Origin of the sequence: Pectobacterium polaris (assembly GCF_002307355.1) — a bacterium.
GTDB classification, from domain to species: domain Bacteria; phylum Pseudomonadota; class Gammaproteobacteria; order Enterobacterales; family Enterobacteriaceae; genus Pectobacterium; species Pectobacterium polare.
Genome location: NZ_CP017481.1, coordinates 3,491,642 through 3,513,823 on the forward strand (window position 1 = coordinate 3,491,642; position 22,182 = coordinate 3,513,823).

At 52.9% G+C, this 22,182-nt stretch carries 18 protein-coding genes; 9 read left to right on the forward strand and 9 right to left on the reverse strand.

The annotated features are described in order from the left end of the window. Nucleotides 1-59: 59 nt before the first annotated feature. The 3 genes from ydgT to BJJ97_RS15780 all read right to left on the reverse strand — a co-directional run bounded on the left by ydgT (nt 60) and on the right by BJJ97_RS15780 (nt 3,787). Nucleotides 60-275 (reverse strand): transcription modulator YdgT, encoded by a 216-nt coding sequence (gene ydgT, locus BJJ97_RS15770; protein ID WP_010275188.1) that lies wholly within the window; start codon nt 273-275, stop codon nt 60-62. 284 nt (nt 276-559) lie between these two features. Then, the gene (gene araA, locus BJJ97_RS15775; protein ID WP_095994537.1) at nt 560-2,065 is read right to left on the reverse strand and encodes an L-arabinose isomerase; all 1,506 of its coding nucleotides are present in this window, start codon (nt 2,063-2,065) and stop codon (nt 560-562) included. A gap of 36 nt (nt 2,066-2,101) precedes the next feature. Further along, entirely contained in the window at nt 2,102-3,787 is a 1,686-nt protein-coding gene (locus BJJ97_RS15780; RefSeq protein ID WP_095994538.1) for a ribulokinase, read from the reverse strand. Between the two features lie 372 nt (nt 3,788-4,159). On the opposite strand from BJJ97_RS15780, the gene BJJ97_RS15785 reads away from it, so the two are divergent. The 7 genes from BJJ97_RS15785 (at nt 4,160) to BJJ97_RS15815 (ending at nt 11,955) form a co-directional block, all read left to right on the forward strand. Then, nucleotides 4,160-5,143 carry an arabinose ABC transporter substrate-binding protein gene (locus tag BJJ97_RS15785; RefSeq protein WP_039486909.1) on the forward strand — a complete coding sequence of 328 codons (984 nt, stop codon included), beginning with the start codon at nt 4,160-4,162 and terminating at the stop codon, nt 5,141-5,143. A gap of 96 nt (nt 5,144-5,239) precedes the next feature. Beyond that, nucleotides 5,240-6,763, forward strand: coding sequence for an L-arabinose ABC transporter ATP-binding protein AraG (gene araG / locus BJJ97_RS15790; RefSeq protein WP_095994539.1), 1,524 nt, complete (start codon nt 5,240-5,242; stop codon nt 6,761-6,763). A gap of 18 nt (nt 6,764-6,781) precedes the next feature. After that, entirely contained in the window at nt 6,782-7,768 is a 987-nt protein-coding gene (gene araH / locus BJJ97_RS15795) for an L-arabinose ABC transporter permease AraH (RefSeq protein WP_095994540.1), read from the forward strand. Between the two features lie 65 nt (nt 7,769-7,833). Next, nucleotides 7,834-8,766: an arabinose operon transcriptional regulator AraC gene (gene araC, locus BJJ97_RS15800; protein WP_039486905.1), complete on the forward strand. Its 933-nt coding sequence runs from the start codon at nt 7,834-7,836 to the stop codon at nt 8,764-8,766. Nucleotides 8,767-8,880: 114 nt separating this feature from the next. Beyond that, a complete protein-coding gene (locus BJJ97_RS15805; RefSeq protein WP_095994541.1) occupies nt 8,881-9,927 on the forward strand; it encodes an oxidoreductase in 1,047 nt (348 codons plus the stop codon). A 330-nt stretch (nt 9,928-10,257) separates the two neighbouring features. After that, nucleotides 10,258-11,250 carry a bile acid:sodium symporter family protein gene (locus BJJ97_RS15810; protein WP_095994542.1) on the forward strand — a complete coding sequence of 331 codons (993 nt, stop codon included), beginning with the start codon at nt 10,258-10,260 and terminating at the stop codon, nt 11,248-11,250. 243 nt (nt 11,251-11,493) lie between these two features. Next, nucleotides 11,494-11,955 carry an SgcJ/EcaC family oxidoreductase gene (locus BJJ97_RS15815; protein WP_095994543.1) on the forward strand — a complete coding sequence of 154 codons (462 nt, stop codon included), beginning with the start codon at nt 11,494-11,496 and terminating at the stop codon, nt 11,953-11,955. A gap of 79 nt (nt 11,956-12,034) precedes the next feature. Here the strand turns inward: BJJ97_RS15815 and add are convergent, their stop codons facing one another. The 4 genes from add to manA all read right to left on the reverse strand — a co-directional run bounded on the left by add (nt 12,035) and on the right by manA (nt 17,064). Next, a complete protein-coding gene (gene add / locus BJJ97_RS15820) occupies nt 12,035-13,051 on the reverse strand; it encodes an adenosine deaminase (RefSeq protein WP_095699454.1) in 1,017 nt (338 codons plus the stop codon). A gap of 124 nt (nt 13,052-13,175) precedes the next feature. After that, complete coding sequence (locus BJJ97_RS15825; protein WP_095994544.1) at nt 13,176-14,150, reverse strand: bile acid:sodium symporter; 975 nt, start codon at nt 14,148-14,150, stop codon at nt 13,176-13,178. Between the two features lie 94 nt (nt 14,151-14,244). Then, nucleotides 14,245-15,804, reverse strand: a complete 1,560-nt coding sequence (locus BJJ97_RS15830; protein WP_095994545.1) for a YdgA family protein — start codon at nt 15,802-15,804, stop codon at nt 14,245-14,247. Nucleotides 15,805-15,891: 87 nt separating this feature from the next. Then, complete coding sequence (manA, locus tag BJJ97_RS15835) at nt 15,892-17,064, reverse strand: mannose-6-phosphate isomerase (protein WP_095994546.1); 1,173 nt, start codon at nt 17,062-17,064, stop codon at nt 15,892-15,894. Between the two features lie 239 nt (nt 17,065-17,303). On the opposite strand from manA, the gene fumC reads away from it, so the two are divergent. Continuing rightward, on the forward strand, nt 17,304-18,701 hold the full coding sequence (gene fumC, locus BJJ97_RS15840; RefSeq protein ID WP_095994547.1) for a class II fumarate hydratase: 1,398 nt from the start codon (nt 17,304-17,306) through the stop codon (nt 18,699-18,701). 63 nt (nt 18,702-18,764) lie between these two features. Here fumC and tus read toward each other — a convergent pair whose 3' ends face one another. Both tus and BJJ97_RS15850 read right to left on the reverse strand, forming a co-directional pair. Next, nucleotides 18,765-19,700 carry a DNA replication terminus site-binding protein gene (tus, locus tag BJJ97_RS15845; protein WP_095994548.1) on the reverse strand — a complete coding sequence of 312 codons (936 nt, stop codon included), beginning with the start codon at nt 19,698-19,700 and terminating at the stop codon, nt 18,765-18,767. Between the two features lie 168 nt (nt 19,701-19,868). Continuing rightward, the gene (locus BJJ97_RS15850) at nt 19,869-21,137 is read right to left on the reverse strand and encodes an MFS transporter (RefSeq protein ID WP_095994549.1); all 1,269 of its coding nucleotides are present in this window, start codon (nt 21,135-21,137) and stop codon (nt 19,869-19,871) included. Between the two features lie 114 nt (nt 21,138-21,251). Between BJJ97_RS15850 and BJJ97_RS15855 the strand changes: the two genes are divergently transcribed. After that, complete coding sequence (locus tag BJJ97_RS15855; protein ID WP_095994550.1) at nt 21,252-22,148, forward strand: LysR family transcriptional regulator; 897 nt, start codon at nt 21,252-21,254, stop codon at nt 22,146-22,148. The last annotated feature ends 34 nt before the right edge of the window (nt 22,149-22,182 follow it).

The following is a 22,182-nucleotide window of genomic DNA, read 5'->3' on the forward strand; positions in this document are numbered from 1 at the left end:
GTTCTGCGTAATATCCCGGAAGGAAATTATTGCATAACTATTCTTTTTGTTGCTAACAACTACAGAACGTGATGCCAGACAGATTTTGGTACGCAGCCGAGATCGAACAAGCGCCCGCCAGATGCCAACTCGGCCCGCCGATGGTCCGCAGCACGGTACATGTTGATGATTTCCTGACTGTCTGTCAGAGAATAATTGAGGTGATCAAAGAGTTTTTCCAGACTTTCTGTTGAACTGACTTTCCTGAATTTGAGCAAATAGTCATGAACGGTCATGGTGATTGGTCTAATAGTTATGTGGTTGAGATGACTAAGTATATTCAAGCGAAAAAGCCTGTCTAGAGGGTGATGAAAAAAGTACGCTTATTTTTCAACAACAAACGAATGAAAATGAAAAATAATAGATTGACAGGAAAATACTACGGCGTTTAGGGGAGCGTCGGGTGGTAGGGCGATGGCAAATCGGAGCGTGAGGTGGCGAGTGCCTATACGAGTGCCTACAAAGGGGCAGATTGTTCACGGACGACGAATCCATAGACAACCTACCCCTGAGAACAGGCTTAGCGGCTACACAGTTTGTAATACACCTCGTTCCAGCGCAGCGCATCTTTGAATTCGTGGAGTCGAGTGTCGTTATCGATCACCAGCAGTTCAATGTTCTGCATCTCGGCGTAGAGCCGCATATGTTCGAGATCCAGCGCCTGACTAAAGACAGTGTGGTGCGCACCGCCAGCCAGAATCCAGGCTTCGGCCGCCACTTCCAGCGACGGTTGGGCTTTCCAGATAGCACGGGCAACCGGCAATTTCGGCAGCGGGCGCGGCTGTTCGATAGTATCGACCAGATTAACCAGCATCCTGAAACGGTCACCCATGTCGATCACGCTGGCGTTGAGAGACGGCCCAGCCGGCGTTGAGAAAATCAAACGGGCAGGGTCGGCTTTGCCGCCAATGCCAAGGTGTTGCGCATCCAGAATCGGTTTCTGCTCTTTCGCAATCGTCGGGCAGACTTCCAGCATGTGAGAGCCGACGACCAGATCGTTACCGTTCTGGAAGTTATAGGTGTAGTCCTCCATGAAGGACGTCCCGCCCGACAACCCGCCGGCCATCACTTTCATAATGCGCAGCAGCGCGGCGGTTTTCCAGTCGCCTTCGCCACCGAAACCATAGCCTTGCTGCATTAGGCGCTGTACCGCCAGACCCGGCAGTTGTTTCAAGCCGTACAGGTTTTCAAAATCGGTGGTGAACGCGTGATAGCCGCCTTGTTCCAAAAAGCGTTTCATCCCGAGTTCAATTTGTGCCGCGTCCAGCAGGTTCTGACGGTTCGCACCGTTGAGTTTCACCGCATCTGTTAACTGGTAGCTGGCTTCGTACTCTTCAACCAGCGCATCGATATCGCCTTTGGTTACGGCATCGACCACGGCGGTTAAATCCCCTAATCCCCAGGCGCTGACGGAGTAACCGAACTGGATCTGCGCGCCGACTTTATCGCCTTCGGTGACGGCAACTTCACGCATGTTGTCGCCAAAGCGCGCAACCTTCAGCTGTTTGCTTTCCTGGATGGCGGCGGCAACCCGCATCCATTTGCCGATACGGGCATGGGCGTTCTTATCCTGCCAGTGGCCGACGACAACCTGATGTGCCTGCCGCATCCGGGCACCGATGAAACCAAATTCACGTCCGCCGTGCGCGGTTTGGTTCAGGTTCATGAAATCCATGTCCATGGTGTCCCACGGTACTTCGGCATTGAACTGGGTGTGGAATTGTAGCAGCGGTTTGCTGAGTACGCTCAGGCCGCCAATCCACATTTTGGCCGGAGAGAAGGTATGCAGCCAGGTCAGCAGGCCGATACAGTTATCCTGATAATTGGCATCGCGACACAGTGCCAGAATTTCGTCTGGTGTTTTCACCAGCGGTTTCAGTACCAGCTTAACGGGCAGGTTGGCCTGTTGATTCAATCCGGCGACGACTTTTTCCGCGTTCTCTTTTACCTGACGTAACGTTTCCGGCCCGTAGAGATGTTGGCTACCGATGACGAACCAGACTTCAAGCTGCTTAAAATGATCCATGATGACTCCTGTAACGTGATCCCCAGAGGGATAAAATTAGTTTTTTGCCGTAGACGTTGGGCTATAGGCTGGTTCCGCGAGGCGGCACCACTGCTGATAGCGCTCATAAAGCTGCTGATAACGGGCGACGCGCTGGCTGTCCGGCATTAAGGTGCGCTCTATGCCGCTGGCCATATGCTGCTGTGCCGTTGGGATATCGCCGTGAACGCCAGCGGCGACGGCGGCAAAGATCGCGGCGCCCAGTGCACAGCACTGATCGGAGGCGACGATCTGCAAGGGGCGATTCATCACGTCGGTACAGACCTGCATGATGACGGGGGATTTCCGTGCGATACCGCCCAGCGCTAGCACGTTCTCGACGGGAACGCCCTGATCTTCAAAGCATTCCATGATCGCGCGCGCGCCAAAGGCCGTGGCAGCAATGAAACCGCCGAACAGCGTGGGGGCATCGGTGCCCAGATTGAGGTCGGTAATCACGCCTTTCAGTCGCTGATTGGCGAACGGCGTTCTGCGGCCGTTGAACCAGTCCAGCACGACAGGCAGGTGATCCAGCGTCGGGTTTTCCGCCCAGCTGTGCGTGAGTCGCTCCAGCAGTTTGGCTTCCATCGCCTGTAATGACGTTTTGAGTTCAGGATGGTCTTTCGCCGCTTCCTGTAACGACCAGCCCAACAGTCGCCCAAACCAGGCGTACATGTCGCCGAAAGCGGATTGCCCAGCTTCGAGACCGATATAACCGGGAACAACGCTGCCGTCGACCTGCCCACAGATACCGGCGATGGTGCGATCGGCAATGCGTGCGTCGTCGGCAATCAGAATGTCGCAGGTGGACGTGCCAATCACTTTGACCAGCGTATAAGGTTGTGCGCCTGCGCCGACGGTGCCGACGTGGCAGTCAAACGCACCGCCCGCCAGGATGACCGTTTCGGGGATGCCGAGCCGCTGTGCCCACTCGGCGGTGATGGTGCCGACCGGCTGTTCGGCGGTCCAGGTATCGGTAAACAGCGGGTACTGTAATGTCTCGGTCAGGCAGGGATCGAGTGCGTGCAAGAAATCTTTCGGCGGTAGTCCGCCCCAGCTCGGGTGCCAGAGTGATTTGTGTCCGGCACTGCACCGTCCACGACGAATATCGGCTGGCGCTTGCGTACCGGAAAGCAGGGCGGGCACCCAGTCACACAGTTCGATCCAGGATACGGCGGCCTGACGCACCGCTGCGTCGTCGCGCGAGACATGCAGGATTTTGGCCCAGAACCATTCGGACGAATAAACGCCGCCGATATAGCGGGTGTAATCCGGGAACTGGCCGCTACGGCACAGCGCGTTGATGGCTTCTGCTTCTTCTATTGCCGTGTGGTCTTTCCACAGCACGAACATCGCATTGGGGTTGTCGGCAAATTCGGGGCGTAGTGCGAGGATCTGGCCTTGCTCATCAATCGGTGCAGGGGTTGACCCGGTTGAATCCACGCCAATACCGATGATGTTCTGCCGCTGTTCATGCGTCAGGCGGGAGACCACGACCTTAACCGCCTGTTCCAGCGATTCAATATAGTCCAGTGGGTGATGTCGGAACTGGTTGTTGGCAGGCTGACAATATTTCCCCTCGCGCCAGCGGGGGTAGTAGACCACTTCTGTTTCCAACTCTTGCCCGCTTTGGCAGTCAACGGCTAAGGCGCGTACCGAATCACTGCCGAAGTCGAGACCAATCGTAATAGCGCCCGCACTCATGCTTTGCTCCTCATTAATCCCAGATCGTTGGTGTTTACGATGGCAGGGATAACGAGAGGCGGTGAGGAGCGGTTAGCTGGAAGTATGTATTTTTCTGTCGCCAGCAGCCATTTTGTGATGCTGGTCAAAGGTTAATGATTGGTTAAATTCGCTAAATGTATGCACAAACCTGTCATTGTTCCGGACTGTGATAAAGCTCTACATTCTTACCGAGAATAACGACTAAAACATAAAGCGTCTGAATGCTACTGAGTAAAGGAATTGTGCTAAGTCAGTGTTTTTCCTTTATCCAGACCGGAAATACCCTACCAGGAACTCGAACTCGTTTCAGCGTTGCTGACGAATGAAAAGATAATTACACCGGAGAACATCATGCATAAATTCACTAAGGCGCTGGCAGCAATCGGGTTGGCCGCTGTTATGTCACAATCAGCTATGGCAGAGAACTTAAAGCTGGGCTTTCTGGTTAAACAGCCGGAAGAACCCTGGTTCCAGACGGAATGGAAGTTCGCTGATAAAGCAGGGAAAGACCTTGGTTTTGATGTGATAAAAATCGCAGTTCCTGATGGTGAAAAGACCCTGAACGCGATCGACAGTCTGGCGGCTAGTGGCGCGAAAGGCTTCGTTATCTGTACGCCGGATCCGAAGTTGGGGCCAGCCATTATAGCGAAAGCACGCAGCTACAATCTGAAAGTGATTGCGGTTGATGACCAGTTCGTGAATGCCAAAGGCCAACCAATGGATACCGTGCCATTGGTGATGATGGCGGCCACCAAAATTGGCGAGCGTCAGGGTCAGGAACTGTATAAAGAGATGACCAAACGCGGCTGGAAAGTAGAGGAAACCGCCGTGATGGCGATTACCGCTGATGAGCTGGATACCGCACGTCGCCGCACGTCTGGCTCTATGGACGCGCTGAAAACCGCAGGGTTCCCAGAAAAACAGATCTACAAAGTGCCGACCAAATCTAACGATATCCCCGGTGCATTTGACGCCGCTAACTCCATGCTGGTCCAGCATCCGGGCGTGAAAAACTGGCTGATTATCGGCATGAACGACAACACCGTGCTGGGTGGCGTGCGTGCAACGGAAGGTCAGGGCTTTAAAGCCGCAAACGTCATTGGTATCGGTATCAACGGCGTGGATGCGGTGAGCGAGCTGTCTAAAGGTCAGGCAACGGGCTTCTTTGGTTCACTGCTGCCGAGCCCAGATATCCACGGTTACAAGAGTATCCAGATGCTGAATGACTGGGTGACCAAAGGCGTTGAGCCGGAGAAATTCACCGAAGTGACTGACGTGGTGCTGATCACTCGTGACAACTTTAAGGTCGAACTGGAGAAAAAAGGCCTGATGTAATCACGCCTGATTTCGTAAAGACGCGGATAACGCCGGTCAGCATGATGCTGGTCGAGGTTATCCGCGCTCTACCTGCATCGTTATGAGGAAACAGACATGACAGCACAGTCACCCTATTTGTCGTTTCATGGGATTGGCAAAGAATTTCCCGGTGTTAAGGCGCTTTCGGATATCAGTTTTTCCTGCCATGCCGGCCAGATCCATGCATTGATGGGGGAAAACGGGGCGGGCAAGTCGACGCTGTTAAAGATCCTGAGCGGTAACTATTCACCGTCAGCGGGCGAGATTCATATTCAGGGCAAGCCCGTGCAGTTTAACAACACGATGGATGCCCTGAATGCGGGCGTTGCCATCATTTATCAGGAACTGCATCTGGTGCCGGAAATGACGGTCGCCGAGAACATCTACTTAGGTCAGCTGCCGCATAAATACGGCATGGTGAACTATTCGCTGCTGCGCTATGAAGCCAAACTTCAGTTGCAGCATCTGGGGTTGGATATCGATCCTGATACCCCGCTGAAATACCTCTCTATCGGGCAATGGCAGATGGTGGAAATCGCCAAGGCGCTGGCCCGTAACGCCAAGGTTATTGCTTTTGATGAGCCGACCAGTTCGCTGTCTGCCCGTGAAATCGAGCAGCTTTTCCGCGTGATTAAGGAATTGCGCAGTGAAGGCCGGGTCATTTTGTACGTTTCGCACCGGATGGAAGAAATTTTTGCGCTGAGCGATGCCATTACCGTGTTTAAAGATGGCCGCTATGTGCGCACGTTCGACGATATGCAGCAGGTGAACCATGAGTCGCTGGTACAGGCGATGGTAGGGCGTAACCTGGGGGATATCTATGGCTATGCGCCGCGTCCGCACGGCGAAGAGCGTCTGACGCTGAAAGACGTAAAAGCGCCGGGCGTGAAATCTACGGTTTCCCTGAACGTGAAGCAGGGAGAAATTGTCGGGCTATTTGGTCTGGTGGGCGCTGGCCGCAGCGAACTGATGAAAGGGTTGTTTGGCGCGACCAAAATCACCAACGGTCAGGTGCTGCTGGATGGCAAACCGCTGGTAGTGAATTCCCCCATTGATGCGATTCGTCAGGGCGTGATGCTTTGCCCGGAAGATCGTAAAGCCGACGGCATCATTCCGGTGCACTCGGTGCGTGACAACATCAATATCAGCGCAAGACGTAAGAGCCTGAAAGCCGGTTTTATTATTAATAATCAGTGGGAAGCGGATAACGCCGCGAAGCGCATTGACGCGTTGAACATCAAAACGCCGTCCGATGAACAGCTGATTATGAATCTTTCCGGGGGAAACCAGCAGAAAGCCATTCTTGGTCGCTGGCTGTCCGAAGAGATGAAGGTCATTTTGCTCGATGAACCCACGCGCGGCATTGACGTCGGCGCGAAGCACGAAATTTATCATGTCATCTATGAACTAGCGAATCAGGGGATCGCGGTGCTGTTTGCCTCCAGCGATTTACCAGAAGTGCTTGGGCTGGCCGACCGGATTATCGTCATGCGCGAAGGTGCCGTCTCCGGCGAACTGCTGCATACCGATGCCACAGAGCAGAAGGTGCTCAGTCTGGCCATGTTACGAACCCCCGATATCGAATCTGCGGTTGCCTGACCGCGAAGGAGCAAAATAATGTCAACGGTTACGTCTGCAACCTCAGAAAAAAAGAAAAACGGCGCGGGATTATCTCGCATTTGGGATAACTACGGCATGCTGGTGGTGTTTGCCGTGCTGTTTCTTGGCTGTGCGATTTTCGTCCCCAACTTCGCCTCGTTTATCAATATGAAAGGGCTTGGGCTGGCGATCTCCATGTCCGGCATGGTGGCTTGTGGAATGCTGTTCTGTCTGGCTTCCGGTGATTTTGACCTGTCGGTCGCGTCAATAATTGCTTGCGCTGGCGTAGCGACGGCGGTGGTGATCAATATCAGTGAAAGCCTGTGGATCGGCGTCGGTGCCGGGCTGCTGCTGGGCGTGGCGTTCGGTTTGCTTAACGGGTTTGTGATTGCTCGTTTGAAGATTAACGCGCTGATCACCACGCTGGCAACGATGCAGATTGCGCGCGGTCTGGCGTACATCATTTCCGATGGTAAAGCGGTAGGGATTGAAGATGAGCGTTTCTTCGAACTGGGCTATGCCAACTGGCTGGGCTTGCCTGCGCCAATCTGGATCACCATCGGCTGCATGATTCTGTTTGGCCTGCTGCTGAACAAAACCACCTTTGGCCGTAATACGCTGGCGATTGGGGGCAATGAAGAGGCGGCGCGTCTGGCTGGGGTGCCGGTCGTACGTACCAAAATCATCATTTTCGCCTTGTCCGGTCTGGTATCGGCGGCAGCGGGGATCATTCTGGCATCGCGTATGACTAGCGGTCAGCCGATGACCTCCATCGGGTATGAGCTGATCGTGATTTCTGCCTGTGTACTGGGCGGTGTGTCGTTGAAAGGCGGGATCGGTAAAATTTCCTATGTCATAGCCGGTGTGCTGATTTTAGGTACGGTTGAAAACGCGATGAACCTGCTGAACATCTCTCCGTTTGCCCAGTATGTGGTACGCGGTCTGATTCTGCTGGCGGCGGTTATCTTCGACCGCTACAAACAGCTGTCGAAGAAAACGATATAAATGCCCGTGCGGCAGGTGAGTTACCCTGCCGCTTTATCTCATTACTCGCGTGTACCGGAGGCTCGATGTATCACCGTATGGCGCATGACTCTCAGCCTAATCCGCTGCTGCCGGGATATTCGTTCAACGCTTATCTTGTTGCAGGTATGACACCGATTCTGGCAGAAGGGCCGCTCGACTTCTTTATCGATCGTCCCGATGGTATGAAAGGCTACATCATTAACCTCACCATGAAAGGTCAGGGTCAGGTCTTTGATGGCGATGAGACCTTTTTCTGTAATCCCGGTGACCTGCTGCTGTTCCCGCCGAAATCGAAGCATTTTTATGGTCGTTCATCTAGCAGCGACTGCTGGTATCACCGCTGGGTCTATTTTCGCCCGCGTGCCTACTGGGCTGACTGGTTGGAATGGCATACCAAAAGCAGCGGTATTGGTCGCATGAGCCTGCCGAATAACCAACTGCTGCTGGAATTCGACAGACTGTTTGCCAATATCGAGCAGACCCAGCGTTCCGGGCGTCGTTTTTCAGAAGAATTGGGTATGAATCTGCTGGAACGACTGTTGCTCCGCGCGATGGAAGAAGATCCGCAAAGCCCGCAGAAGATTATGGATCCGCGTGTGATAGAGGCCTGCCAGTTTATTACCAGCAATCTGGCTGGTGAGCTGCGTATTGACGAAGTCGCGCGGCACGTTTGTCTGTCGCCTTCTCGGTTGGCGCATCTGTTCCGTGAACAGGTAGGCATTAACATTCTGCGCTGGCGTGAAGATCAGCGCGTGATTCGCGCCAAACTGTTATTGCAGACGACGCAGGAATCTATCGCCAACATTGGTCGCGTGGTGGGGTATGACGATCAGCTGTATTTCTCACGCGTGTTCCGTAAGCGTGTCGGCGTTAGCCCCAGCGATTTCCGCCGTCGCAGCAGTGAAATCAACTATCCGGCAGCCAAAACGCTGCCCGTGGCGTGGGAAGAACGGATGCCCAGCGCCGTGAGCGGCTAGTGAACTAAAACGAATCAGATTCCCCTGGCTATTATCCCTCTCTGCAATCTGGCGGATGACGGGTATATACTGAGTGAGAAATCACAAAGTCAAAATAAGCTAAGGGGAATCGTCATGAGTGAGACCGTTCGTGTTGGACTGCTGGGCTATGGCTATGCCAGTAAGACATTCCACGCGCCGTTGATTGCAGGTACGACGGGTATGGAGCTGGTGGCCGTGTCCAGCAGCAGTGCTGAAAAAGTGCATGCAGATTGGGCAAATCTGCGAGTAGAGAAAGACCCTCAGGCGTTATTTAACGATCCCGATATTGACCTCATTGTTATTCCTACCCCCAATGACACGCACTTCCCGCTGGCGAAACAGGCGCTGGAAGCGGGCAAGCATGTCGTCGTCGATAAACCGTTTACGGTGACGTTGTCACAAGCATATGACTTGGGTGCCATCGCCGACCGCGTCGGAAAAATGCTTTCTGTTTTCCATAACCGCCGTTGGGACAGCGATTTTCTGACGCTGAAACAGCTGCTGGCGGCGGGAACGTTAGGAAATGTGGTGTATATGGAATCGCATTTCGATCGCTTCCGCCCCGAAGTGCGTCAGCGCTGGCGGGAAGACGGCAGCGAAGGCAGCGGGATTTGGTACGATCTTGGGCCGCACTTGCTGGATCAGGCGCTGGAGCTGTTTGGCTTGCCAGTGGCGATTCAGGTCGATATGGCACGGTTGAGACCTGGCAGTAAGGCAATTGATTATTTCCACGCGACGCTGATTTACCCGCAACGCCGAATTGTCCTGCACGCCAGCATGCTGGTGGCAGCAGCGTCTGCCCGTTATATCGTGCATGGCACACGCGGCAGCTTTGTAAAATACGGCCTTGACCCACAGGAAGATCGCCTGAAGGCGGGTGAGCGCCCACCGCTGGCCGACTGGGGGCAGGATAAGCACGATGGCGTGCTGACGCTGTCTCGCGATGGCATAACGGCGGAGCAAACGATCGCCACGATTCCAGGTAATTATCCGGCTTACTATGCGGCAGTGCGCGATGCGCTGACGGGTAAAGGCGAAAACCCCGTCAGCGTGCATCAGGCGATTCAGGTGATGGAACTGATCGAGCTAGGGCTGCTTTCCCACGAGCAGAAAAAAGCCGTCACGCTGAAAAATAGCTAGATTTACCGCGTTTTATTCCAGATAGTTAATGGTTTGTTTAAACAGGCGATCTTAGGATCGCCCTAGACTGCTGAGAAAATCAATCGAACGGTGATAATGGTCGAGGGTAAAAATGCGGTACATGCGTCTTTTTACGTTCGATTTACGATGTTCGGAAGGCGCTTCTGATGCCTTTATCTCATTACCACCGTTTTCTGTCTGTAAACAGATTTATCGGCTCAGATTTCTGGATTCACATTTAGTCATAGATAACTTTGGGCGATCCTCGGATCGCCCGTCTTGTTAGGGTGTTCATTCGGCTGATAACAGGCTAGGGGAAAGGTGTCGGGGATGGGGTGGTTACAACGGTTACGCATTGATAAATTCTTATTGGTTCTGATTTTTGTGGTGGTGACGGCGTCGGTTCTTCCGGCTGAAGGCTCCGTGAAGGTTTTCTTTGAGCATCTGACCACTGCGGCGATTGCTCTGCTGTTCTTTATGCACGGCGCGAAGCTATCGCGTGAAGCGATTACCACTGGCATGGGGCACTGGCGTTTGCATCTGGTGGTGTTTGCCAGCACGTTTATTCTGTTCCCGCTGCTGGGAATCGGCATGAGTCTGCTGTCGCCCGTTGTACTGACGCCGACCTTGTATCTGGGCTTCCTCTATTTGTGCGCGCTACCGGCGACGGTGCAGTCAGCGATTGCTTATACCTCAATGGCGGGTGGTAACGTCGCAGCGGCGATTTGTAGCGCCTCGGCATCCAGTATTTTGGGCGTATTTCTCTCGCCGATTCTGGTCGGTTTGCTGATGCATACGCAAGGAGGAGAAACGGATACGCTGCACGCTATTGGTTCTATTATCATGCAGTTAATGGTGCCTTTCGTGATTGGCCATCTGTCTCGCCCGTTGATTGCCAAGTGGGTTGAACGTAACCGTAAGCTGATTAATATCACTGACCGGTCATCGATTCTTTTGGTGGTGTATGTCGCCTTCAGCGAGGCGGTTGTGCAGGGGATTTGGGGACAGATCAACGTCTGGTCATTGCTCGCCGTTGTCGGTTGTTCGATAGTGCTGCTAGCGATTGTGCTGGTGGTGAATACGCTGGTCGCCCGTAAGCTGGGCTTTAATACTGCCGATGAAATCACCATCGTATTCTGCGGTTCGAAGAAGAGTCTGGCTAATGGGATCCCGATGGCAAACGTGCTATTTCCTGCCGCTGCGGTTGGTGCGATGGTGCTGCCGCTGATGATTTTCCATCAAATCCAGCTGATGGTCTGCGCCGCGCTGGCCCAGCGCTATGCCAAGCGGATAAACAAGGAACAGGATACGCCCCGTCAGTAAAAGGTTATCGTTCTCTCGCATCATACAAAACGCCCTCGGTCTACACAGGCCGAGGGCGTTGTCATTTGTAACAAACACTTGTAACTCCACGGAAACACAAGAAATAATCTATTACAGTGATAGTTTCAGAGGGGTGTTACTTTTTTGTTGCGTTACGTTATAACAATAGTCGCTCATCGAGATGTGTTGGCGATAGAGCAAGACACAGTTAATGATAATTATTATTTTGAGATCGAGGGAAATATGTTTAAAAAAACGGTGTTAACTTTAGCGATGTTAGGGACGCTGGCTTCTGCATCTGTGCAGGCTGCTCAGGGTGCACAATGCGTAAAAACCAGTCAAAAAGAGATTGCGTCGTTATTTGACCGTTGGAATGCATCGCTGAAAACGGGCGATGCGAAGCAAGTTGCGAAAAACTATGCGTCAGACGCGGTGCTGCTGCCAACGCTGTCCGATCAACCGCGTACGACTGACGCAGAGCGTATTGATTACTTCGAACATTTCCTGGCGAAAAAGCCGGTTGGTAAGATTGACACCAGCACGATCCGCATCGGCTGTAATAAGGCCGTTGATACCGGAACCTACACCTTCACATTCGGTGATGGTAGCGTAGCCAAAGCGCGCTATACCTACACTTACGCTTGGGACGTGAAACAGAAGCAGTGGTTGATTACGTCGCACCACTCCTCAGCAAACCCAAGCTGATCTCTGTAATTTATCTTTAACAAGTACGTATCAAACGGCTAACGGAAGTTAGCCGTTTTTTGTGTGCTGATGATAAAAATTACTGCGTAGCACCGCGTTTGCGCAGAACCTTTTCGCGTAGTTGCTGCTTTTCCTGCTCGCTGATAAACGCAATGTTCAGGCCGTTTTCCTGCGCTTTGCGCGTTTCTACCGCCGTCAGGCCAGCAAGTGGGGCTGCGACCTCATATTCGTGACGAATCTCTATGCCCTGAACTGCTGGGTCGTCCGTATTAATAGTTGCAGGAATTTCATAACGCAGGAAGTGGATCAGCGGATGTTTATCCAGTGTTTCCACGGTACTGGTTTGAATATTAGAGGTTAGGCAGGATTCAATGCCGATCCCATGCTCCGCCATGTGCGTCATCAGGCGAGGATCGATAATGGCGGTGACGCCGTGCCCGATGCGCTCTGCACCCAGATGGTTAATCGCTTGCCAGATACTTTCTGGCCCAGCCGCTTCCCCCGCATGAACGGTGATATGCCAGCCGGCATCGCGAGCTTGTCGGAAATGAGAAGTAAACTGCGCGCCAGGATGGCCCAACTCATCACCCGCCAGATCGAGTGCGACGATGCGATCGCGTTGCGACAGCAGGGCGTCCAGCTCTTGCTGGCAGGCCTCAGTGCCGAATGTCCGACTCATGATGCCAATCAGACGGATATCGGTATCGAAATCACGACTGCCAGCAGTAATACCGTCGATCACGGCTTCAACAACGCCAGCAATCGGCAGTTTATGATTCATCGCCATATAGTAGGGAGAGAAACGCAGTTCTGCGTAATCCAACCCGGCTTTCATGGCATCTTCAACGTTCTCGTAAGCCACGCGGCGGCAGGCATCCAGTGAACCGAGTACGGCTACGCCCCAGTCGAGCTTTTGTAAAAAGCTCAGTAAGTCAGGTTCATTCTTGGTGACTTGGACGTGAGGGCGGAGCGTGTCAAGATCGCTGGCAGGTAATGCAATATTGTACTGGCGGCCTAACTCCAGAATACTCTGGGCGCGGATATTGCCATCCAAATGGCGGTGGATGTCTGTCAATGGTAAGCGAGAATCAATCATAATATTATTGTCTGATTACTGTTTTTCGTACGACAAAGTATAAAAAGAAATCGTGGTAAATAGCTAATTGTTACCGTCGAAATTCATGTGTTATGGACAATCATTGAGCAAAAACAATCTGTTATTACTTTTCTTGCCCCGTAAAACGGGCGTTCAACTTAGGAATAGCTCGGATATAAATGAGTTCGCTGATCAATTCGACTAACGTTTGGCAGACAATCACGGCCGGAAGCAGAGGCAGTGCGCCGGGTATTGCCAACGCCAGCGGCAGAATAACCAGAGAATTTCGCGTGCTGGCGCTGAAGGCCACGGCGCGCCCGCCAGCCGAATCCAATCGAAACACGCGGGCAGTGAACCAGCCGAGCAGTGGTGCCAGCAGCGCAAAGAGCAGATAAAACGGTACCGCGAGCAGCACCGACGCCCAAGTGGTACGGAGTTGAGGAATGACCGCCGCAATGACGATAAACAGCACCAGAGCGGTAACCGGAACGGGAAGATAGCTCAATGCATCCGAAAATGTTGCCATTGTGCGTTGGCGCGCCGCTAGCCATTGCAGAAGCGCGGCCAGCGCTAAAGGCACGGCAATCAGCCAGATAAACGCGTCGATAAAGGGCGCGAAGACGATAAGCCCCGCAGCGCCGTGGCCGAGAAATAGCGTCAGGTAAAAGGGCAGAGCCAACATTTGCAGCATCAATAAAATAGGCGTTGCGGCCAACAGGCGGGCGGCATCTGCGCGTCCCAGATGCGCGAATGTCACTACGTAGTCAATACAGGGGGCGAGTAGCACCAATATGATGCCCAATTTCACCAGCGGTTCGGCGGGGAGAAAGGGCAACAGCGCCGCGACCAGCAAGGGAATCACGATGAAGTTGGCAGTAAGCAACGCGCCGATGAATCTGACCTGAGTGATGCGCTTTCCGATCGTGGTCAGCGGCACTTGCAGGAACGTGACAAACAGCATCAGCGCCAGCGCCGGATTAATTACTACATCCAGTTGATCCGTTCCCGGCAGCACCAGTGCTGTTGCCACTGCCGCTATCACGGCAACAAAATAGATCGCAGCCTGATGGGTTTCCATGAAGGGTTTCAACGCGGACATGGTGTCATCTCAATATGAAGCAGAAAGTGTCGGGCAGAAAAAACGGTGGCTGCAGGGGCGGCCACCGTGTGTTTTAGCGCGTAATGCTACCGAATTATTGTGCCGGTGGTGCGATTGGCTCTTGCGGTGCGCCAGGCAGAGACTCTTCACCTTCTTCCGTTGGAACAGAGAAATACGGTGCGATGAAATCAGCCAGTGATATTTTGTTGCCGTTGAAATCAATTTGACCATCGGCATAGTGCAGTGAACTGGTAATGGCGTTGTCTTTTGTGACGCTCAGTTGGTTAGCTTCACCAATCTGGGCCATCATTTCAGCCTGTTGTTTCGACATGTCAGTAAGCTGTTTTTGCTCTTCCGCATTGGTCGTTTTTGGGCTCATCTGCACCATCAATTCCGCCAGCATATCCAGTGGCAGATTGAGTTTGGCATCGAGTTTTTTGACCGACTGACGAATGATTTTTTCTTCATCCGACAGGGTTGCATCGTTCGCTTTATCCGTGCTCTGCAACGGATCGGTTAAATCCAGCGCCAGCGTGAACGTGCCTTCGCCTTTGCTGTTTTTCCAACTGACCGGAGAGATGGCAATGCTCGGGTTGCCTTTCAGCAGCTGTGGTAGATATTGCAGAACCGACATGGCAACGTCGTGCTGATACGTGTCAGGATCGATAGCGGTCGGATCCTGCAACATTTTCTGCACTTTTTCCTGATAGGCGGTTAGGAACTGTTTGGTGCCCGCGCCGTCAAGCTGCGAAATGGACATACTCACGTTACCAGAACCCAGATTGCGGTCGCCGATGATTAACGATCCCAGCGTTACGCCCAGTTTGCCCGCCAGATTTTTATCATCTTCCGTTGCGCTGCTTTGCAGAGAGAAGTCGTTCAACGTAACGGGTTCACCGCCTTCTACGGCAAACGTCATCGCTTTAAAGGACAGATTGCCATCGCCTAAATCAAGATCGAATTTGCCTTTTTGGTTGGTTCCCTTAATGGAGAAATCGGTGAGATCGACGTTCTCTGTTTGGCCCCAGGCATTTTTCCTTTCCATCTTCACGCTGCTGATGGTGGTATCCAGCTTGCTGCTGCGCAGGTCGTGCCCGATATCCACCACGGCTTCCGCGCCGCTGAAGGAAAATTTCTGTTCTGGCGACTGATGGTCGATAGGGGCCAGCGTAACGAGTGACTGCGTATCACCGCTGTAAGCGACACGCGTTTCGGCCGTAAAGAACGGTTTATCTTTCGTCAGCTCAAACCAGGCTTTGATGGCAGGTGTGTTGGCCAACTCGGTATGGACAGACGCCATCGCCGGAGCGAGGTTGAACTTCTTGAGCTGTGCTAGCGGGAACGGCCCATGAGACACGGTTTCGTTGAAGACGAGTTCTTCACCGGGCGCAAGGATCTTCGCGCCTTCTGCTGTGCCTATTGAGCCATCTGCTTGCAGCACATAGGATAGCGTACTGCTGAATACGCCACCCTTATAGTCGCGATAGACGACTTTCAGGCCCGCGTTCGGGTAGGCTTGCTTGAGCTTGGTATTCAGCGTATCGGTAAAACCATCAATTTGCTGAGCCATCTGCTTGCCGGTGTACCAAGATGCGCCGGTCCAGATGGCACCCAGAGCAACAATAACGCCTACGGCGACTAACGATTTCTTCATTTTTATTCATCCTTTAGTAAAAAAATGCGCGTTTTCAACGCGAAACGCTGGCAACTTCCCACAGGTAACCGCAGCGTATGGAACAAGTTATCGGTTAAATACGCGAGCGAGACGCCCCTGTCCCTCAACCGTTATCGGTGACTCACTGGCGGAAATGAAGCAGGATTCTCCCGGACGTAGCGAGAGCCGCTGCTCATTTTTTTGCAGGACGGCATGGCCGTCAATACAAAATACAATGGCGGCACTATTCTGGCTGAGCGTCTGCGGGCTCTGGCTCAGTTCGTGCAGCGAAAAAGCAAAATCCTCAACAGGAATCGGGAAGCTGAGTTCATTACCCTGACGGTGTGGCGTCGTCAGCAGCTGGTTTGCGGGTTTGGCTTCGAACACGACATTATCCAGCAGCTCTGGAATATCAATGTATTTCGGCGTTAGCCCAGCACGCAGCACGTTGTCTGAGTTCGCCATGACTTCTAATGCCACGCCTTTCAGATAAGCATGCGGCGTTTGTGCAAACAGGAACATGGCTTCGCCAGGTTGCAGCGTAATGACGTTCAGCAGCAGCGGAGAGAACAATCCGCTGTCGTCAGAATAGTATTGGGTTATCGCGCGGATGGTCGCCCAAGGCTCGTCATTTTGACTATTTAGCGCCGCTTTCAAGACGCCGAGCGCGCGTGATTTTTGCTCACCTTCCATACTCAACAGGTTGGTGAACAGCATGGCGAGGTTTTTCGCATCGGGCTGTTGTAAAAATGCGGTGATTGACGGATGTGCGCTGGCGACAGGCTCTAGCAACTGCACAATTTCAGATAATTCTCGGAACCCATTCATGGCCTGAAAGGGCGTTAATGCGTAGACCAATTCCGGTTTGTGATTGGCGTCTTTGTAGTTTCTTTCGGCCGCATCGAGTGGGATGCCAGCAGCATTCTCTTTTGCAAAGCCTTGTTCTGCCGACGATTTACTGGGGTGAACCTGAATAGAAAGCGGCTGTTCCGCGCACAATACCTTAAACAAAAAGGGCAATTCGCCAAAACGTTGCGCGATCGTTGCGCCAAGATGGGCGGTCGCGTCTTCGGCAATCACGTCTCGCAGGCTGCGGGTGTTGCCTTTTTCATCAATAATCGCCGAACTGCTTTTAGGATGGGCGCCCATCCAAAGTTCCGCCATCGGTAAATCGTTAGGGTTATCAATGCTATATAGCTCAGTTAAGGCGTGTTTGCTGCCCCAGGCATAGTGCTGGACGCAATTGAGCATTTTTTGCATGTCGGCTCCCTGCTATTACATTAATTGTTAATTTCTGTGATGCTAGCTGTTAATTGCTTGAGTGATTATGAATACACTGCATCTTCTTCGCTTCATGGTAATGTTTTATGTAGCGCGATACCAGACAGTGTTAGTCGACCAATAAGCGTGATAAGGCCAGTGAGTGTTATCAGAATAGGCCCAGCGATGTGATTCGATGTCTTCTACTATTTGAATGTGTGTTTTAAGGAGGAAAGGTAATGAGCACGACGCGTAGTGAAAAAGACTCAATGGGACCGATTGATGTTCCTGCTGAACGGTTATGGGGCGCACAGACACAACGATCGCTGGAACACTTCCGTATTTCTGAAGAGAAAATGCCCCGTGCGCTGATTTATGCGCTGGCGCAAACCAAGCGTGCGGCGGCCCGCGTCAACATGGATCTCACGCTTCTGCCTGCCGATCGGGGAAATGCGATTATTCAGGCGGCGGACGAAGTGTTGGCTGGCCAGCATGCCGGGGAATTCCCGTTAGCGATCTGGCAGACGGGGTCTGGCACGCAAAGCAATATGAATATGAACGAGGTGTTGGCTAACCGGGCCAGTGAACTGCTGGGGGGAGAGCGGGGCAACAATCGGCTGGTTCATCCCAATGACGATGTCAACAAAAGTCAGAGTTCCAACGACGTTTTCCCAACGGCGATGCACGTCGCCGCTGTCGTCGCGATCAACGAACACCTGATTCCTGAATTGAAAGCGTTACACGCCACGCTGGCGTCGAAGGCCGAGCAGTTTAAGGATATCGTCAAGATCGGCCGTACGCATTTACAGGATGCCACGCCGCTGACGCTGGGGCAGGAAATCTCCGGCTGGGCCGCGATGTTGCAGCATAACCTGAAGCATATCGAAAACAGCGTGCCGCACATTTGCGAGCTGGCGCTGGGCGGTACTGCGGTCGGAACAGGACTAAACACGCATCCCGAATACGCGGTGCGCGTGGCGGCCGAGCTGGCGACGCTGACCGGTCAACCGTTTGTGACTTCGCCGAATAAATTCGAAGCGCTGGGGACCTGTGATGCGTTGGTTCACGGGCACGGTGCCTTGAAAGGGCTGGCTGCATCGTTAATGAAGATTGCCAACGATGTGCGCTGGCTGGCATCCGGCCCGCGCTGTGGTATCGGCGAACTGAGTATTCCTGAGAACGAGCCGGGTAGCTCCATCATGCCAGGCAAGGTCAATCCGACCCAGTGCGAAGCGCTGACGATGCTGTGCTGTCAGGTGATGGGCAACGATGTTGCGGTGAATATCGGCGGTGCGTCTGGTAACTTTGAGCTGAACGTGTATCGCCCGATGGTGATTCATAACTTCCTGCAATCGATTCGCCTGCTGGCTGATGGCATGAAGAGCTTCGATGAGCACTGTGCGGTAGGAATCGAACCGAATCGCGATCGCATCAATCAGTTGCTGAACGAATCTCTAATGCTGGTGACGGCGCTCAACACGCACATTGGCTATGACAAAGCGGCAGAAATTGCCAAAAAAGCGCACAAAGAAGGGCTGACGCTGAAATCGGCTGCGCTCAAACTGAACTACCTAACCGAAGCACAGTTTGATGAGTGGGTTCGACCGGAAGAGATGGTCGGTAGCCTGAAAAAGTAATGACGCGATAGTCAGCGTTTTATCCTGTAGCCTGCCGGTGTTTACCCGCAGGCTTTTTCTTTTTCATTTCGGTGTATCGGTATACAGGTGTAAACGCTGAATGAGCAGGCGAAGTTCGGCCGCTTTCGGTTTGTGTTTATGCTTGATGTTGTTGGCGTCATAAGGATTGAGTTCGCCGATAATAGGGATGTCACCGCCTGATTCCTGCTGACAAAGCACAAGTAGGGGAGACGGGCAGGGATGCTGAACCTGCTTCTGCTGTTCGGGATACCACACTCGGGCGATAGGCTGTACTTTGACCGGGCGCTTGATCTTCAAAATGGCGTCTTCCGGCAGCGACAATACAGCGTCAATCTCCTGCTCGACATGCTCAATCCACTGCGCTTTGGTATACGGTGCGGCGTTTTTTGCCGCATTCAGGCTTTTGGTTAGTTTCTCCAGTAATTCCACACGCGTCATATTTTTAATGATGTGCTTATTCGCCCAGCCAAAACGGACTGACGCGGGGTTCGTTATGAGCGTCAGCGAACGGTAAGCGCTAAGCGTGATCAATCCTTTCAAATGCGTGTGGACGAAATCAAAGCGCTGTTCCGGCTCCAGCCCGGATTCGACGGTAATAATCTGTTCCAACTCTTTTTTCAGTGCGTTAATTTCCGTGATGAGCGACTGAGCTTGTTGATACTGCGCGGCGTTGACGGAAAAGCAGAGTGCGCCCGGCAAGCGGATCGCGCTTTTACTACTGAGTGTTTCCGGATAGTGGTGAATGAACAGTCGCTGAAAGTGAGCTAACCCTTTATCGCGCGCCTCCTGCCCGACGTACTGCGTGACGGCGATATGCTCGATGGGATCGTGCTCCGTTCCTTTTTCCACATGCGGAAGGGAATAGACGCGCCCGGCCAGAAGCCGATACTCGGCAAACTGTTGCTGCATCAGCGCCAGTTTCGTTTCTAACGACTGGAAACTGCGGTTCATGCGATCGATTAGCGCGTAGTGATTCATAGATAAACTTCATTTTAGTTACAACATACTTATCTTTATACTAATAAATGGACACTTCAGCAATCGTGGTCGTCATTATTTCAAGCAGGATTAACGGGGGCATCGAGGGGGCGAGCGGAAACAACGCGGAGTTTACCTGATTCAGGCAAACTCCGGTAAGAAAGGAGTTTAAAGGCGGCGTTTGAGTATCAGGCTGACTGCCAGTGCGAGAAGTAACAGGGCGCTCAGAAACGCGGTGATCCCCATCCAGCCGAATGAATGCCAGAAGAATCCTCCCAGCGTGCCGGCCAGACTGGAGCCCAGATAGTAAGAAAAGAGATACATTGATGATGCCTGACCTTTCGCGCGCCGCGCCCGTTGACCAATCCAACTGCTGGCTACCGAGTGGGCTGCGAAGAAACCGGCGGTAAAAAGCATCATTCCGCCAAAAATCGCGAAGAGCGGGGTCAAGGCTGTCATTCCCAGTCCCGCTAGCATCAGTAGGATTGCGACGCTTAGCACCGGGCCGCGTCCGTAGCAGGCCGTTAATGCGCCGGCTTTCGGTGAACTGTAGCTTCCGGTGAGATAAACCACGGAAAGTAAGCCAACCACCGCCTGACTGAGTAAATAAGGCGGAGCCAGTAACCGATACCCAATGTAGTTAAACAGGGTAACGAACGTGCCCATCAGTAAAAACCCCTGAAGGAACAGCAGCGGCAAACCCGCATCGCGCCAGTGCAGTTTGCTGTTCAGCAGCAGCGTTTTCGGGCGTAGCGAACCGGGGCGGAAATGGCGTGATTCTGGCAGGATACGCCAGAACGTAATCGCGGCAATGAGCGCCAGTACGCCGATCGTACCGATGGCGACTCGCCACGGGAAATAGTCCGTTAAGACCCCGCTGACCAGACGTCCGCTCATACCGCCAATTGAGTTACCGCTGATATATAACCCCATCGAAAACGCCAGCACGCTGGGATGAATCTCTTCACTCAGGTAGCTCATGGCGACGGCCGCGACGCCGCTGAGCGACAGCCCCATCATTGCCCGCATGACCAATACGCCGTTCCAACTGGTCATAAATGCGCAAATCACGGTACAGACCGCGGCCAGCATCAAGGACACGACCATCACATTCTTACGACCGATGGTGTCGGAGAGCGGCCCGGTAAACAGCAGCCCAAACGCCAGCATTACCGTTGAGACGGAAAGTGACAGGCTGCTGGTCGCTGGCGAAATACCGAAATCCTGAGATAGCACTGGCAGCAGCGGCTGAACACAATACAGCAGGGCAAACGTTGCTAACCCGGCAGAAAACAGCGCCAGCGTGACGCGCATAAATTGTGGCGTACCACGCGTAATATAAGGCGTTTTACCAGAATGTTTCGGGGCAATATCATCTACATCGTCGGCCATAGAAAGAGGCCAGTCGTTCGGTGCAGAAGATGGCAGGTTACTCACAATAATTCCTTACCAAGAAAGGTAAATCAGGCGTAAAACAACAATGTGAGGATCATAGAAGAGTGATATTATTTTGTATAATATATTAATAATCATGATTGATATGTTTAAAGTATGAATATCGAACTACGTCACCTTCGCTATTTTATTGCGGTCGCTGAAGAGCTGCATTTTGGCCGAGCCGCAGAACGATTACGCATTTCACAACCGCCACTGAGCCAACAGATTCAGATTCTGGAAGAGCTGGTGGGGGCGAAATTGTTGGCACGCAACAACCGGAATGTCCAACTCACGCCAGCAGGCGAGATGTTCCTGAAAGAGGCCTGGTCGATTATCAGTCAGGTCGATCAGGCGGCGGAACGGGCGTCCCGCATTCAACGCGGCGAGATTGGCGAATTAACGATCGGCTTTACGTCCTCCGCGCCGTTTATCAAAAAGATCTCCAGCAGCCTGCTGCGTTTTCGCCAAACCTACCCAGAAGTGCATATTCAAATGATGGAGCTCAATACCAAGCAGCAAATTGAACCGCTGCTGAACGGTAAGCTCGATATCGGCATTATGCGCAATAACCCGTTGCCGGACGCATTGGATCATCAGTTGCTGCTGCGCGAACCGCTGATCGCCGTCGTGCAGGAATCCCATCCGTTAGCGCAGCAGGATGCAGGTCGGGCCATCAGCATTACACAGCTGGCGAATGAGCCGTTCGTTTTCTTCTCCCGCGCGGTTGGAACGGCGCTGTATGACGACACGCTAACGCTGCTGAAACGCTATGGCATCAGCCCCTACATTACGCAGGAAGTGGGTGAGGCGATGACCATCGTCGGGCTGGTATCTGCGGGATTGGGCGTGTCCATCTTGCCTGCATCGTTTTTGCGAATTCGGGTCGATGGCGTGAAATATTTGCTGCTGGAAGAAGAGGACGCCACAACGGAAGTCTGGCTGGTGACGGCACGGCATCAGCCGCAAAGTGCAGCCGCGAAAGTGCTGATGTCGCTGATGCTGGGCGGATAATCGTTAAAATATGCGCGCTAAATCACATAACGAA

Bases quoted from the DNA above. Each gene is read 5' to 3' on its own strand.
- ydgT (WP_010275188.1), bottom strand. From the start codon at position 275: ATGACCGTTCATGACTATTTGCTCAAATTCAGGAAAGTCAGTTCAACA.
- araA (WP_095994537.1), bottom strand. From the start codon at position 2,065: ATGGATCATTTTAAGCAGCTTGAAGTCTGGTTCGTCATCGGTAGCCAA.
- BJJ97_RS15780 (WP_095994538.1), bottom strand. From the start codon at position 3,787: ATGAGTGCGGGCGCTATTACGATTGGTCTCGACTTCGGCAGTGATTCG.
- BJJ97_RS15785 (WP_039486909.1), top strand. From the start codon at position 4,160: ATGCATAAATTCACTAAGGCGCTGGCAGCAATCGGGTTGGCCGCTGTT.
- araG (WP_095994539.1), top strand. From the start codon at position 5,240: ATGACAGCACAGTCACCCTATTTGTCGTTTCATGGGATTGGCAAAGAA.
- araH (WP_095994540.1), top strand. From the start codon at position 6,782: ATGTCAACGGTTACGTCTGCAACCTCAGAAAAAAAGAAAAACGGCGCG.
- araC (WP_039486905.1), top strand. From the start codon at position 7,834: ATGTATCACCGTATGGCGCATGACTCTCAGCCTAATCCGCTGCTGCCG.
- BJJ97_RS15805 (WP_095994541.1), top strand. From the start codon at position 8,881: ATGAGTGAGACCGTTCGTGTTGGACTGCTGGGCTATGGCTATGCCAGT.
- BJJ97_RS15810 (WP_095994542.1), top strand. From the start codon at position 10,258: ATGGGGTGGTTACAACGGTTACGCATTGATAAATTCTTATTGGTTCTG.
- BJJ97_RS15815 (WP_095994543.1), top strand. From the start codon at position 11,494: ATGTTTAAAAAAACGGTGTTAACTTTAGCGATGTTAGGGACGCTGGCT.
- add (WP_095699454.1), bottom strand. From the start codon at position 13,051: ATGATTGATTCTCGCTTACCATTGACAGACATCCACCGCCATTTGGAT.
- BJJ97_RS15825 (WP_095994544.1), bottom strand. From the start codon at position 14,150: ATGTCCGCGTTGAAACCCTTCATGGAAACCCATCAGGCTGCGATCTAT.
- BJJ97_RS15830 (WP_095994545.1), bottom strand. From the start codon at position 15,804: ATGAAGAAATCGTTAGTCGCCGTAGGCGTTATTGTTGCTCTGGGTGCC.
- manA (WP_095994546.1), bottom strand. From the start codon at position 17,064: ATGCAAAAAATGCTCAATTGCGTCCAGCACTATGCCTGGGGCAGCAAA.
- fumC (WP_095994547.1), top strand. From the start codon at position 17,304: ATGAGCACGACGCGTAGTGAAAAAGACTCAATGGGACCGATTGATGTT.
- tus (WP_095994548.1), bottom strand. From the start codon at position 19,700: ATGAATCACTACGCGCTAATCGATCGCATGAACCGCAGTTTCCAGTCG.
- BJJ97_RS15855 (WP_095994550.1), top strand. From the start codon at position 21,252: ATGAATATCGAACTACGTCACCTTCGCTATTTTATTGCGGTCGCTGAA.